This window comes from Bacillus sp. J33 (assembly GCF_000518885.1).
GTDB lineage: Bacteria > Bacillota > Bacilli > Bacillales > Cytobacillaceae > Cytobacillus.
Window position 1 is genome coordinate 1 of the sequence record NZ_JAEL01000129.1, and the last position, 13,183, is coordinate 13,183.

Sequence of the window (13,183 nt, forward strand, 5' to 3'; positions counted from 1 at the left end):
GCTAATTGTTGATTTAAAGCACCCTGTTGATTGGAGCGGAAGGTGCTAATCCCGCGAAAATGCTATCGCATTTTCTTACGACGCGGTGTTCATTCGAGGAAGCTTATTCAATGTCCTGCGGGAGAAGCGTGTCAGCGGGAGACCCCACAGGTGCGAATGCACCGAGGAGCGTCGGACCGTCCGCGGAAAGCGAGTGCCTCGTGCTGAAATCAACAGGCAAATTTAACAGAGCCTATTAGAAAGTAGCGCCTCAGTTTACCGGAAAAATCCGTTGACACCCCTGTTTACATTACCTACACTTAAAATAAACGCAGCTTTCCATATGTATGGATTTTTTGACAATATCCTTGAAATCGGTTAAAATAAACAAGTTTGAATGACACATTGGAATATACATGAAAGACTATAGATATAACAAGGGGAGAGTTATCATGCAACCACAAGCGCAGACTAATTTCCCGCCTGCCTCCAATTCTAAGAACTGGAGAGTTTGGTGGCAGTTGACAAGACCTCACACTCTTACTGCAGCATTTGTGCCTGTTCTGCTTGGAACAGCTTTAGCGATGGAACTGACAGAAATTCATTTTGGGCTGTTTTTTGCCATGCTGACAGCAAGCTTNCTGATTCAGGCTGCTACAAATATGTTTAATGAATATTATGATTATAAAAGAGGGCTGGATACAGAAGAATCTGTCGGGATTGGCGGAGCGATCGTCCGTGAAGGAATAAAGCCTAAAACCGTATTAAACCTTGCATTCGGCTTATACGGAATAGCGATATTACTTGGCTTTTATATTTGCATGAGCACCAGCTGGTGGATAGCGGCTATTGGTCTTGTATCCATGGCAGTGGGCTATTTCTATACAGGCGGTCCCCTGCCGATAGCCTACACACCGTTTGGCGAGTTATTTGCCGGGTTCTTTATGGGCATGCTGATTATCCTTATTTCTTTTTATATCCAAACAGGAACAGTGACGGCAACCAGCGTTTTAGTTTCTTTCCCAATTTTGATTTTGGTAGGTGCCATTCTGCTTGCCAACAATATCAGGGATTTCGATGGAGACAAAGAATTTGGGCGCAAAACGCTAGCCATTTTACTGGGAAAAAAGGGTGCAATCAACCTGCTTGCGGGAATGTTTATCGTTTCATATGTATGGGTTTTTGTATTAATCGGTATGAACATCATTTCTCCATGGCTTGCTATTGTCGTCCTTAGTGCACCTAAAGCCATCAAAGCAACAAAAGGCTTCATCGGCAAAACACTGCCAATGCAAATGATGCCTGCAATGAAAGCAACAGCTCAAACGAATACAATTTTTGGATTCCTATTATCAGTAGGTCTTTTCCTCGGCTACCTTTTATAGTTTTTTAAACCTCTGCTTTTTAAGCAGGGGTTTTTTGTTTGGAAAAAAACAACAGAAAACGCTATTGGGGTTTCGTCCCCTCATCAAAGGGTATTTTCTACTCAAGGAAGAAGATTGGCCATACTTCATCAATTAACGGGCAAAATTTATAGACTAAAACAACAATATATAAGAAAAGAACCTTTTATAAAACATACCAATTTAAAAAACAACCTATAAGGATGTGAAGCATTATGTTGACCGATGAGCAAATCCGCAGTTTTAAAAAAGAATTAACCGATGAAAAACACTCACTGGAAGCCCAGCTTCAAGGCAATAAGGAAGAAAGCCTGGAAAGTACAAGCTCTAAAGATACAGTAGGGGAACTTTCCCTTTACGACAACCACCCTGCTGATATGGGTTCTGAACTGTATGAGCGTGAAAAGGACTTTGCCCTTGAAGAGCATCATGATTCTGAACTGAATAAAGTGAATGCTGCACTGCAGGCTATTGAAGATGGCTCTTACGGCAAATGTAAAGAATGCGGAACAGAGATCCCTTACGACCGTCTAGAAGTACTCCCTGCAACCCTTTACTGCAAAAAACACAGCCCTGAACAAAACGTGCCTGGAGACCGTCCTTCAGAAGAAGACGTTCTTGAACCAGCACAGGGAAATACCTTTCAGCATCCACAGCACAGGGAAGTCACAGACAATGAAGACAGCTTTCAGGAGGTAGCCCGTTTCGGTACTTCCGAGACACCTTCAGATTTAAGAGGAGACCATGAGGATTATAATTCTTTATATAATGAAGGACTTGATGGAGAAGGCTTTACAGAAGACTATGAGTCCTTTATTGGAAATGACATGAAAGGCACAGAAAAAAAAATTTATCCTTCTAAAAAGCACGAAGCATATGAAGACATGCTGGATGAAAATAAAATCGAGGCACCGTATGGAGATGTCCCTTATCACCAAACCGATGGCTATGTTGATGATAAAGAATAAACTAAAAGCGATGCCCGCTATGGAGCATCGCCTATTATATGTCAAATGGCAATAAGACGAATATCTATACTATTTAAAGCTTTGATTCGATATCCCGGATAATCTCATCTATTGTGTCAGAAACGTCATTTGTACGGCGGGCAATGGAGATGCTGAATTCCAGCAGTTCCTTATAGTTTTTCACCGGAATGGATTCATTAGTCTTCTCGAATTCATTTAGCTGCAGTCCAATATTTTGAAGATGCAGCAAAACTTCTTCCATTGATCCTTTCTCGATTTGGTACATTTAACAGCTTCCCCCTTAATATCTATTGATTACATTATCAGGGTTTTAAAACCATTTTTAAAGTGGGAATTATTGTTAACACTTCTGCCCCAAAGAGTAAAATTTCTCCCAAAGGAAATATTATTGTAAGAAATAACAAGCTGGGGAGGCATTCTATGTCTGAACAAAATATAGCTGCATGCTTTTCTGAATATGACACACTTGAGCAAGTCATATTATGTGAACCACAATATATGACGATAGTGGATACCATTAATGAAACCCAGAAGCATTATAAAAAGGAAGGCATTAACATTGACCTGGCAATGAAGCAGCATGGACGCTTTGTCAGTGCTTTAAGAAATCAGGGAGTCGATGTTGTTTTGCTGCCGCCGCTTAAAAAATATCCTGAACAGGTATTTACCCGGGATATCGGATTTACTCTTGGCGAAAAGGTTTATGTTGCCGATATGGCTGCCGATATTCGCCAAGGGGAAGAAAATGTATTAAAACAATGGCTGGAGCAGCAGCAAGTCCCCTTTTACAATTTAACCGGGGACCGCATAGAGGGCGGAGATGTCCTTATTGACGGAAAAACGATTTATGCAGGAGTGAGCAACCGGACATTCGAAGAGGCAATCGACCATCTTCGCAGCCTCCTTCCTGATTATGAAGTCATATCTATCCCTTTTACAGATACTTACCTCCATCTGGATTGTGTATTTAACATCATCTCACCAGAAGAAGCGCTGATCTATCCAGGGGAAATCCATGGAGAAAAAGTCAAAATGCTTGAATCGCGCTATGATTTAATCAAAGTTTCGGATGAAGAACAATTTACGCTTGGAACCAATGTTCTTTCTATTGGCAATAAAAAGATATTCAGCCTTCCCATCAATAAAAATGTAAATAAAGAACTCCGTGCCAGAGGCTATGAAGTAATCGAAGTAGACATTACCGAAATCATCAAATCAGGTGGTGCCTTCCGCTGCTGTACAATGCCGGTTAGACGAAGCAAAGGGCAATAAATTTAGGGCTCCTCAGGTAGGGGCCTTTTTCAGGTTGAGGCTATTTGACTATATTGATCTTTTCGATTAACGGCTCCTTCCGTTTTGGGAGTTAAGTCGTAAGCTACGATTTTCTCCTTGACGTCTCTATTTTGGGCGTTAATCCTGATGATTTGCTACGATTTTCTCTTGGACGCCACTATTTTGGGCGTTTATCCTGATGATTGGCTACGATTTTCTCTTGGACGCCACTATTTTGGGCGTTTATTCTGATGATTAACGACGAAGACTTTGCTGCCGTGCCTGTTATTAAGATATAGCTATTAATCACAAGCGATGGCACCAACAAAATATAAAAAACAGCCGCTTCCACACCAGAAGGGCTGTTATCAAATATCTACTTGTTCATCATCTCTACGCCAGCCGGCTTAATTTTCCAAATCTCACGCGCGTATTCACTTATTGTGCGGTCACTAGAAAAATAGCCTGAGCCGGCAATATTCATTAAGCTCATTTTTAGCCAGTGCTCACGGTCTTCGTAAGCCTTTCCGGCTTCCTTCTGGATATTTACGTAAGACGCAAAATCCCTCAGAACAAAGTACTGATCATTTTCCATCAGCAGAGAATCAAAGATGGGTTCAAATTCATCCTCAACCTCCGGGAAAAAGCCATTTGTAAGCTGGTCAACCACCTGACGGATTCGCTTATCATGGTGATAATACTCTCTGGAGTTATACCCGCCATTTTGATAGTAGCTCAGCACCTCATCCGCTGTAAGTCCGAAGATGAAAATATTTTCATCTCCCGCTTTTTCCTTAATTTCAATATTGGCTCCATCCAGCGTTCCCACTGTTAAAGCGCCATTCATCATAAACTTCATATTCCCTGTTCCGGAAGCTTCTTTGCTCGCTGTTGAGATTTGCTCGCTAATATCTGCAGCAGGGAAGATTTCTTCCGCAAGGGAAACGCGGTAATTTTCCAGGAAAATAACCTTAAGAAAATCTTTCGTGTACGGATCGTGATTTACCTTTTCGGCAACTGTATTGATCAATTTAATAATCTTCTTCGCATAGTAATAGCCAGGTGATGCCTTCGCCCCAAATATAAAGGTCCGCGGGTGCATTCGGAAATTGGAGTCTTCCTTCAGCCTGCTATATAAATGCATCACATGAAGGATATTTAATAACTGGCGCTTATAAGCATGCAGTCGCTTTACCTGGATATCAAAAATCGAAGACGTATCTACAATCATGCCATTCTGTTCCTGAATCCGCTTAGCCAATCTTTCTTTGTTCAATTGTTTAATCCGGTGCAGCTGTTCAAGGAATACTCTGTCATTCTTAAAATCTTTTAATTCACAAAGCTTTTCCGGTTCCTGAATCCATCCGGCCCCAATACTTTCGGATATAAGGTCCGATAAAAGCGGATTGGCTTTTAGCAGCCATCTTCTGTGTGTAATTCCATTTGTTTTATTCGTAAACTTTTCTGGAAAAATCTCATAAAACTTATTCATTTCCCTTTTCTTTAAAATGTCTGTATGAAGAGCGGCAACACCATTTACCCTCGAACTGCCGACAAGTGCAAGATGTGCCATTTTTACCTGGCCATGTGCAATGATTGCCATATCCTCAATCCGCTTCCAATCACCGGGATACTGTTCCCAAAGCTGGCGGCAGAATCGTTCATTGATTTCATTCACAATCATATAAATACGCGGCAGCAAAGGCTGGAAAATGCGGATAGGCCATTTTTCCAGTGCCTCTGATAGAGTAGTATGATTGGTGTAAGCAATAGCGTTAACAGTAACATTCCATGCTTCTTCCCAGCCAAAGCCCTCTTCATCAAGCAGGATGCGCATGAGCTCAGGAATCGCCAGAACCGGGTGGGTATCATTAATATGAATGCTTACATACTCATGGAAATCTCTTAAACTAGCATGCTGCTTCCGGTAGGAACGAACAATTGAACGGATGCTAGCCGAAACAAGAAAATATTGCTGCTTTAACCGCAAAATCTTCCCCTCATCATGGGTATCATCCGGATATAAAAACTCTGAAACGGATTCTGTTTCACGCTTGTATTTTAAGATATCATGATTAACAGGATACGGAGAGGGCTCTGCGTTCCAAAGTCTCAGCGTGTTAATCGTATCTGTTTTATAGCCAACAACAGGCATATCGTATGGAACAGCAGAGATTGTTTCTGCATCTACATGCCGGAACACAAGCCTCCCATTTTCCTCTGTTGTTTCCACCTTGCCCCAAAATGGGACCTCAATCGCCAGATCTGCTTTCCTTACCTCCCAAACATGGCCATTCCGAAGCCATTGTTCCGGAAGCTCCACCTGATAGCCATCAACAATTTTTTGCTCGAACAAGCCATGCTTATATCGGATTCCGCACCCATGGCCAGGAAGATTTAATGATGCCAGCGAATCCATAAAACAGGCTGCCAAACGCCCCAGCCCGCCGTTGCCGAGCCCGGCATCCGCCTCAATCTCTTCAAGCCGATTAAGGTCAATTCCAAGGTCAGCCAGGCCTTCCTTGACAACCTGCTCAATACCTAAATTCATTAAATTATGATAAAGCAGGCGCCCCAATAAAAACTCAATGGACAAGTAATACACCTGCTTTTCCCGATCAATGCGGTATCGCTCATTTGTGTTTATCCACTCTGTGCTTACATGCTCCCTGATCATATTTCCAAGTGTAAAATAGTGATCTCTTTCTGTACTTTCACCAAAGCTTTTTCCGCAGGTCATCTCGAGCTTTTTCAGGAATTCCTCTTTGAATTCGTCCCGATCAGAAAACATGGCTTTCACTCCTTGAGACAAGGCCTGCATAAAGCTGATTGTATTTGAATGCCGATTGCGCCCAGCTATTATCCATTCCCATGGAATTTTTCATAATTTGCTCCCAGACCTGTTTGTCACTGTAAAATCCAATTGCCCTCCGAATCGTGTACAGCATATCATGGGCATTAAAGTTGCTGAACGAAAAACCGTTTCCTTCTCCTGTAAACTCATTGAAAGAATGGACCGTATCATTTAAGCCGCCTGTTTCTCTGACAATCGGGATTGATCCATAATTCATGGCAATCATCTGCCCCAATCCGCAAGGCTCAAATTGAGAAGGCATTAAGAATAAATCAGAACCTGCATAAAATTCATGTGCAAGCCCCTCATCAAAACCAATATACGCCTTGCACTTACTAGAATAGCTGTACTCCATCTCCCTGAAAAATTGCTCAAATTCAGGGTCTCCAGTTCCAAGAACAAGGACCTGAACATTTTCCTGCATTAGTTCATGGAATACACATTTAACAAGATCCAGCCCTTTTTGCTTCGTCAGCCTTGTAACCATGGCAATCAGGGGGATATCTTCTTTCACAGGCAGACCAAATTTTTCCTGAAGCTGCTTTTTATTTATGATCTTATCCTGTAATGACTCAGCGGAATATCTTTTATAAATAAATGTATCCTTCTCAGGATTATAAAATTCATCATCAATGCCATTTAAAATACCTTCGAGATCGGATTCCCTCCGTCTAAGCAAATCATGCAGCTTTTCACCGTAATATTCAGTTTGAATTTCATCTTTATAGGTTGGACTGACCGTTGTAATTTTATCAGCTGCAACAATGCCGCCCTTCATAAAGTTAATATTTCCAAAGAACTCTAGCCTGTCGGGATGAAAGTGTGTATAGTCAAGCCCAAGCAAATCCCCTAAAGCACCACGGGGCATAATTCCTTGGAATTGCAGATTATGAATAGTAAATACTGTTCGGATGAATTCATATCCCTTTTTCGCACGGTATTCGACCCGAAGCAGAAAAGGAACCATTCCAGTATGCCAGTCATGGCTATGAATGACGTCTGGGTAAAAATCGATATGCTGGAGGGCATCCAGAACCGCCCGGTTAAAATAAGCAAACCTTTCTCCATCATCAAAATAGCCATACAATTTTTCTCTGTTAAAATAGTACTCATTATCAACAAAATAGAAGGTGATTCCCTGATATTCCAGCTCTTCAATTCCGCAATACTGGTTTCTCCATCCCACCGCTACTGTAAACTCGCAGTTTGGTGACATTTTCTTTTTAAATTCATCTGAAATGGAACCATATTTAGGGAGGATCACCCGTACATCGGTGCCTTGCTTAACCAGTTCCTTCGGAAGGGAACCAGCTACATCAGCAAGGCCGCCAGACTTAACAAAGGGAACACATTCAGAAACAGCAAACAATACTTTCACGAGTTCATCAGCGCTCCTTGTACGGTACCTTTTTGGATCACTAAAGGCATTTCATGTGTACCCTCCATTTTGGTACCGGATTCTACCTTTACATCTTTATCTAAAATAACAGAATCTAAAACACAGTTTTCACCGATTTGGGATTTTTGCATAATAACACAGTTTTTAACAACCGAACCCTTGCCAATTTTGACTCCTCTGGAGATAACGCAGTTCTCGACTACCCCTTCAATTATGCATCCATTCGCTATCATGGAATTATGAGCACCGGCTCCTTTTACATAGCGGGTTGGCGGTTCATCTTTTACTTTCGTATAAATGGGCTGGTTTCGCTTAAAGATATTCTTCCATGCCTCCGGATCCAAGAGACCCACACTTGCAGCAAAATAAGCTTCTATTGAATCAATCATAACCGCCAGTCCGGTGTATTCATAATTGCAAATCGTGAAAGAATGGCGGATATCTGTAACCACATCGCTCATGCAAGTATAGCCTGTTTCATTTCTAGTTTCTATTAAGTTAATAAGCAAGGAAGTTTTCACTAGATACATTTCAAGCGAGCGTCCATCCTGGCGTACGACTGTAATATCGCAGCCTGTCATGACATGCCTTTCCAGAACAGGCCTAAAATCCATATTAAAGACGGTAAAGCAGTTTGAAATTAAGGCATATTCTTGTTTGCTCCGATAAAAATAATCCAGATTTGCGGCAAAATGATTAAACGAACCGATTCCCTTGCTCGGACTATCAAGCAAAGGGGAAGGGAAAAAGAATAGGCCGTCCCTTTTTCTGTTCAAGTCCCAGTTCTTCCCTGAACCAAGGTGGTCCATTAATGATCGATATTGATACTTTGGAAATATGGCTACACTTTCAATGTCCGAATTTACCATATTGGAGAGAACAAAATCGATTAGCCTATAACGGCCTGCAAACGGAACAGCTGCGAGCGACCTGTGCGCTGTCAATTCCTCTAAATCTTCATGGTAGGTTGTTGCGTCTATCACACCAAGCATTCTATTCTTCATGACATTCCCTCCCGTTTAGTTGGCCAAGCGCCGTTTGGGCATCCAGGCTTAAAATTAAGAACAAATTCCCTGTATCATTTCAGGTGTTATTAAAATAATTTCATCATCCTCTTCTGATGCACTGATTACTAACCCATCAGGTATCTCCATTCCACTTGGCACAATTGCCTTTTCAATGTAGGCATTTTCACCGATCACAGCATCAGGCATGATTACCGATTCACGAATGACGGAACCTTTTCCGACCTGCACACCCTGGAATAGTACTGATTTTTCAACTTCCCCTTCAATGGTGCAGCCTTCATTTATTAATGATTCAGCGACTTCTGCATCCGGTGATATATATTGAGGAGGGTGATTAGGATTCACCGAATAAATGCGCCAGTCATGGTCAAATAAATTCAGCTCGCACTCATCATCCAACAAATCCATATTTGCTTCCCAAAGGCTTTTAACCGTTCCAACATCCTTCCAATAACCATTGAACGGATAAGCAAATAACTTTTTATTTTCATCAAGCATGAGAGGAATGATATCTTTTCCAAAGTCATGGCTTGATTCAGGATTCCGGTCATCCATTTCCAAATATTCCTTTAATACAGACCAATTAAAGATATATATTCCCATCGAAGCCAAATTATTTTTTGGAAAAGCTGGTTTTTCATCAAATTCAGCTACCCGCATATCTTCATCCGTGTTCATAATGCCAAACCTGCTAGCCTCTGGCCAAGGAACTTCTATAACTGAAATCGTCGCATCAGCGCCTTTTTCAATATGGTAGTCCAGCATAAGCTCGTAATTCATTTTATAAATGTGGTCACCTGATAAAATCAGTACATACTCAGGATCATACTGTTTCAGATAATTAAGGTTCTGGTAAATAGCGCTTGCTGTTCCCGTATACCATTTAACCTCCGAGGATTCGCTATATGGCGGGAGTACAGTAACACCCCCGTTTTTCCTGTCCAAATCCCATGCGCTTCCTATGCCTATATATGAGTTCAATACAAGCGGCTGGTATTGGGTTAAAACACCTACTGTATCAATTCCGGAATTGGTACAGTTGCTTAATGTAAAATCTATAATCCGATATTTCCCTCCAAAAGGAACAGCCGGCTTCGCAAGGCTTTTCGTCAGCGAGCTAAGCCTGCTCCCTTTCCCTCCTGCCAACAGCATGGCTACGCACTTTTTCTTTCCCATTTCCCTTCCTCTCCTTCCGATGTTTTACAGGACGTAAAATTGAAATGCCAAATGGCGGAATTGACATGTTCAAGCTGAATGGCTTTCCATGAAACTCTTTTTCCTCAGTCTTGAGCACCTTTTTATTGATGCAATTGGATCCCCCAAAGCTCTCACTATCACTATTAAAAATTTCTCGATATGACCCTTTCTTCGGCATGCCAATGCGGTAGCCGTGATAGCAGGCTGGTGTAAAATTACAGACAATAACGAGGAAATCTTCCTCTTTTGAACCTTTCCTGATAAAAGAAAAAATGGACTGGCTTGCATTATTCACATCAATCCACTCGAAGCCATCATTCATATGATCAAGCTCAAAAAGCGGTTTGGAGCGTTTGTAAACCTTAATTAATTCCTTCACATAATCATTTGCTTTCTTATGCATCTCATAATCAAGCAAATGCCAATCAAGCTGTTCTTTATCCTTCCACTCAGAGAACTGCCCAAGCTCGCTTCCCATAAAAAGAAGCTTCTTGCCAGGATGGGCAATCATATAACCAAGGAGCAGCCTGAACTGGGCAAATTTCTGCCAGTAATCCCCCGGCATCTTATCAAGCAATGATTTTTTGCCATGGACAACTTCATCATGCGAAAAAGGCAGCACAAAGTTTTCCGTAAAAGCATACAAAAGGGAAAAAGTCATTTTTCCATGAACAGCAGAACGATTTTCAGGTGCTGTTTCCATATATGTAAGCACGTCATTCATCCAGCCCATATTCCATTTGTAATGAAAACCCAGCCCTCCATAATGGACTGGTGAAGTCACCTGCGGCCAATCCGTTGAATCCTCAGCCATCATCAAAAAGGAGGGATCATATTGAGAGACAATTTTATTTAGGTTTTGCAAAAAACGGGTTCCGAATGGATTTTCTATTTTTCCATTCCGGTTTGGCCAATAGATAATGTTAGCAACCGCGTCAACACGGAATCCGTCAATATGATATTTTTCCATCCAAAAAATTGCATTGGATATAAGAAAGCTTTGCACTTCATTTTTGCCAAGATCAAAATTAGCGGTTCCCCATACTTGGTTCTCTCTGTCACCTTCGGTTTCATATTCATACAAAAACGTTCCGTCAAACTGATAAAGGCCATGAGCATCTTTGCAAAAATGCCCTGGAACCCAATCAAGAATAACTCCAATGCCATTTTGGTGACACTGATCAACAAAATACATAAACTCATGCGGGGTGCCATATCTGCTTGTTGCTGAATAGTAGCCTGTTCCCTGGTAGCCCCAGGAGGCGTCGAGCGGATGCTCAATAACCGGAAGCAATTCAATATGGGTAAAGCCATGCTCGACTACATAAGGGATCAGTTCATTTGCAATTTCCTTATAAGAAAGCAGGCTGCCATCTTCTTTCTTTTTCCAGGACCCCAGATGCACCTCGTAAATAACAGCAGGTTCTGAAAAGATGTTCTTCTTTTCTTTTTTCTGCATCCATTTGCTATCGTTCCATTCATAGCCTTCCAAGGAATAAACAATAGAAGCCGTATTAGGCCTGGTCTCAGAAAAGAAACTGTATGGGTCTGCTTTTAATAAAACATTTCCCTCCTTTGTTTTAATTTCATACTTATATAAGGCACCCTCCATGTTCCCATCCAGCTGAATAAACCAGACACCCTCATTATTCACTCTATGTAAGGTATAGCCTTCTCCATTCCAATCATTAAAATCACCGACTAGTCTGACAATATCAGCGTTCGGTGCCCAAACACAAAAACGGGTATAAACTATTCCATCTTCCTCAACCACATGTGCCCCAAATAATTGATGGCTTTCATAAAGAGTCCCTTCATGGAACAAATGCAGCTGATAGTCGGTTGGAAATAAAGTCTCCACTAGCATCCTTCTCCCCACCCAGCTTTCGTTTTCTTTTGACTTTCCTGTTATATTCGCTTAAGGAGAAAAAAATCCTTGTAAAAGTTTTTTTAATTTTATGACAGCATGGTTCAAAATGCGCTAATAATCGGGAGCTTTTTACCCTATTCAACAGCCTTCGACATAAACTCCGGTAAATACGGACAAAATAAAACAAAATTTGCAAGCAGAAAATGAAAGGAGAATAATATTTTGGGCAATAAAGAAGAGGAGTTCTTATTAAATGAGGCAAACAAAAATCAAGTGAAGATTCCTTTATTTGAAGCACCTGAGGGAAAAATTATGGCTATAGGGGATATGTTCAGAGGGCCCTACACAGGGATATCTTCTGAGATAGACTTAAATAATCCAGGAAATAAACTGAATGAAAGGGAAGAGAAGTTTGACTAAAGCAAAAATCTTGGAAAATAGATAAACAAAAAAGCTGTCAACATGTTGTTGACAGCTTTTTTGTATGACCCGTACGGGATTCGAACCCGTGTTACCGCCGTGAAAGGGCGGTGTCTTAACCACTTGACCAACGGGCCAATATGGCGGAGAAGGAGGGATTTGAACCCTCGCGCCGGTTGCCCGACCTACACCCTTAGCAGGGGCGCCTCTTCAGCCACTTGAGTACTTCCCCATATATGGCTCCGCAGGTAGGATTCGAACCTACGACCGTTCGGTTAACAGCCGAATGCTCTACCACTGAGCTACTGCGGAACAGTAAGATGGTGGGCCTAAGTGGACTCGAACCACCGACCTCACGCTTATCAGGCGTGCGCTCTAACCAGCTGAGCTATAGGCCCCTATTTTGGAGCGGGTGAAGGGAATCGAACCCTCATCATCAGCTTGGAAGGCTGAGGTTTTACCACTAAACTACACCCGCATTTGGACTTCTAAATGGTGGCTCAGGACGGAATCGAACCGCCGACACAAGGATTTTCAGTCCTTTGCTCTACCGACTGAGCTACTGAGCCACATAACTATTCATTTTAAAAGATGGCGGTCCGGACGGGACTCGAACCCGCGACCTCCTGCGTGACAGGCAGGCATTCTAACCAACTGAACTACCGGACCAGATTGCGGGGGCAGGATTTGAACCTGCGACCTTCGGGTTATGAGCCCGACGAGCTACCGGACTGCTCCACCCCGCGATAGTATTATTTTTGTGATTTTTCTA

Annotated in this window: 10 protein-coding genes and 8 tRNA genes; 4 read left to right on the forward strand and 14 right to left on the reverse strand. The window is 42.0% G+C overall.

Annotation, left to right across the window (positions count from 1 at the left end):
• Positions 1 to 431: 431 nt before the first annotated feature.
• Positions 432 to 1,364: a 1,4-dihydroxy-2-naphthoate polyprenyltransferase gene (locus L634_RS0125870; protein WP_026584926.1), complete on the forward strand. Its 933-nt coding sequence runs from the start codon at positions 432 to 434 to the stop codon at positions 1,362 to 1,364.
• 233 nt (positions 1,365 to 1,597) lie between these two features.
• The gene (locus L634_RS0125875; RefSeq protein WP_026584927.1) at positions 1,598 to 2,350 is read left to right on the forward strand and encodes a TraR/DksA C4-type zinc finger protein; all 753 of its coding nucleotides are present in this window, start codon (positions 1,598 to 1,600) and stop codon (positions 2,348 to 2,350) included.
• Between the two features lie 73 nt (positions 2,351 to 2,423).
• Here the strand turns inward: L634_RS0125875 and L634_RS0125880 are convergent, their stop codons facing one another.
• The gene (locus tag L634_RS0125880) at positions 2,424 to 2,636 is read right to left on the reverse strand and encodes a hypothetical protein (protein WP_026584928.1); all 213 of its coding nucleotides are present in this window, start codon (positions 2,634 to 2,636) and stop codon (positions 2,424 to 2,426) included.
• Between the two features lie 155 nt (positions 2,637 to 2,791).
• On the opposite strand from L634_RS0125880, the gene L634_RS0125885 reads away from it, so the two are divergent.
• Positions 2,792 to 3,643 carry a dimethylarginine dimethylaminohydrolase family protein gene (locus tag L634_RS0125885; RefSeq protein ID WP_026584929.1) on the forward strand — a complete coding sequence of 284 codons (852 nt, stop codon included), beginning with the start codon at positions 2,792 to 2,794 and terminating at the stop codon, positions 3,641 to 3,643.
• A gap of 376 nt (positions 3,644 to 4,019) precedes the next feature.
• Here the strand turns inward: L634_RS0125885 and L634_RS0125890 are convergent, their stop codons facing one another.
• The 5 genes from L634_RS0125890 to glgB are packed head-to-tail and all read right to left on the reverse strand — an operon-like array spanning position 4,020 to position 11,988.
• Positions 4,020 to 6,434 (reverse strand): glycogen/starch/alpha-glucan phosphorylase, encoded by a 2,415-nt coding sequence (locus tag L634_RS0125890; RefSeq protein WP_026584930.1) that lies wholly within the window; start codon positions 6,432 to 6,434, stop codon positions 4,020 to 4,022.
• Positions 6,424 to 7,875: a glycogen synthase GlgA gene (gene glgA / locus L634_RS0125895; protein ID WP_026584931.1), complete on the reverse strand. Its 1,452-nt coding sequence runs from the start codon at positions 7,873 to 7,875 to the stop codon at positions 6,424 to 6,426. The genes L634_RS0125890 and glgA overlap by 11 nt, the downstream gene beginning before the upstream one ends.
• Positions 7,872 to 8,900 (reverse strand): sugar phosphate nucleotidyltransferase, encoded by a 1,029-nt coding sequence (locus L634_RS0125900; protein WP_026584932.1) that lies wholly within the window; start codon positions 8,898 to 8,900, stop codon positions 7,872 to 7,874. The genes glgA and L634_RS0125900 overlap by 4 nt, the downstream gene beginning before the upstream one ends.
• 54 nt (positions 8,901 to 8,954) lie before the next feature.
• Positions 8,955 to 10,100 (reverse strand): glucose-1-phosphate adenylyltransferase, encoded by a 1,146-nt coding sequence (locus L634_RS0125905; protein ID WP_026584933.1) that lies wholly within the window; start codon positions 10,098 to 10,100, stop codon positions 8,955 to 8,957.
• Positions 10,042 to 11,988 carry a 1,4-alpha-glucan branching enzyme gene (gene glgB, locus L634_RS0125910; protein ID WP_026584934.1) on the reverse strand — a complete coding sequence of 649 codons (1,947 nt, stop codon included), beginning with the start codon at positions 11,986 to 11,988 and terminating at the stop codon, positions 10,042 to 10,044. The genes L634_RS0125905 and glgB overlap by 59 nt, the downstream gene beginning before the upstream one ends.
• 225 nt (positions 11,989 to 12,213) lie before the next feature.
• Between glgB and L634_RS0125915 the strand changes: the two genes are divergently transcribed.
• A complete protein-coding gene (locus L634_RS0125915) occupies positions 12,214 to 12,411 on the forward strand; it encodes a hypothetical protein (RefSeq protein WP_026584935.1) in 198 nt (65 codons plus the stop codon).
• A gap of 65 nt (positions 12,412 to 12,476) precedes the next feature.
• Here the strand turns inward: L634_RS0125915 and L634_RS0125920 are convergent.
• The 8 genes from L634_RS0125920 to L634_RS0125955 form a co-directional block, all read right to left on the reverse strand.
• Positions 12,477 to 12,548: transfer RNA gene (locus tag L634_RS0125920), tRNA-Glu, on the reverse strand.
• Positions 12,549 to 12,552: 4 nt separating this feature from the next.
• Positions 12,553 to 12,643 (reverse strand) — tRNA-Ser (locus tag L634_RS0125925).
• Between the two features lie 5 nt (positions 12,644 to 12,648).
• Positions 12,649 to 12,723: transfer RNA gene (locus L634_RS0125930), tRNA-Asn, on the reverse strand.
• A 9-nt stretch (positions 12,724 to 12,732) separates the two neighbouring features.
• Positions 12,733 to 12,809, reverse strand: a tRNA-Ile gene (locus tag L634_RS0125935).
• 6 nt (positions 12,810 to 12,815) lie between these two features.
• Positions 12,816 to 12,889 (reverse strand) — tRNA-Gly (locus L634_RS0125940).
• 15 nt (positions 12,890 to 12,904) lie between these two features.
• A tRNA-Phe gene (locus L634_RS0125945) sits at positions 12,905 to 12,980 on the reverse strand.
• Positions 12,981 to 13,003: 23 nt separating this feature from the next.
• Positions 13,004 to 13,080, reverse strand: a tRNA-Asp gene (locus tag L634_RS0125950).
• Positions 13,081 to 13,083: 3 nt separating this feature from the next.
• Positions 13,084 to 13,157 (reverse strand) — tRNA-Met (locus L634_RS0125955).
• Positions 13,158 to 13,183 lie beyond the last annotated feature (26 nt).

What these genes read in the sequence shown, in the direction of transcription:
- L634_RS0125905 (WP_026584933.1), bottom strand. Translation starts at nt 10,100, where the DNA reads ATGGGAAAGAAAAAGTGCGTAGCCATGCTGTTGGCAGGAGGGAAAGGG.
- glgB (WP_026584934.1), bottom strand. Translation starts at nt 11,988, where the DNA reads ATGCTAGTGGAGACTTTATTTCCAACCGACTATCAGCTGCATTTGTTC.
- L634_RS0125890 (WP_026584930.1), bottom strand. Translation starts at nt 6,434, where the DNA reads ATGTTTTCTGATCGGGACGAATTCAAAGAGGAATTCCTGAAAAAGCTC.
- L634_RS0125900 (WP_026584932.1), bottom strand. Translation starts at nt 8,900, where the DNA reads ATGAAGAATAGAATGCTTGGTGTGATAGACGCAACAACCTACCATGAA.
- L634_RS0125885 (WP_026584929.1), top strand. Translation starts at nt 2,792, where the DNA reads ATGTCTGAACAAAATATAGCTGCATGCTTTTCTGAATATGACACACTT.
- L634_RS0125880 (WP_026584928.1), bottom strand. Translation starts at nt 2,636, where the DNA reads ATGTACCAAATCGAGAAAGGATCAATGGAAGAAGTTTTGCTGCATCTT.
- L634_RS0125875 (WP_026584927.1), top strand. Translation starts at nt 1,598, where the DNA reads ATGTTGACCGATGAGCAAATCCGCAGTTTTAAAAAAGAATTAACCGAT.